Origin of the sequence: Shewanella sp. ECSMB14102, assembly GCF_000813075.1 — a bacterium.
GTDB classification, from domain to species: Bacteria; Pseudomonadota; Gammaproteobacteria; order Enterobacterales; family Shewanellaceae; genus Shewanella; species Shewanella indica.
Genome location: NZ_JWGX01000049.1, coordinates 1 through 230, shown reverse-complemented (window position 1 = coordinate 230; position 230 = coordinate 1). Strand labels below are relative to the sequence as shown.

At 47.4% G+C, this 230-nt stretch carries 1 pseudogene; it reads right to left on the bottom strand.

Annotated features, from left to right (window positions below):
* Nucleotides 1-230 (bottom strand): annotated as a pseudogene (locus RC73_RS15520) (transposase); the annotation flags it as partial.

Genomic DNA, 230 nt, shown 5'->3' with positions numbered 1-230 from the left:
CTTCATACGCTTCAATCAGCTCACCCTGGGTGAATTTGTGGGTTAACTCATCACCTTTGAACAGCTTGTGCCATTGCTCAAGCACTTCTCTGTCAGTCCATCGGTTTGCTGTCTCTATATCAATATGCAACACCAGATGCAGATGATTACTCATGATGGCAAATGCCGCCACATCAATGGCAAAAACGGCCTCCAGTTCAAACAGTAACGATTCGACCCAACCACGGCGG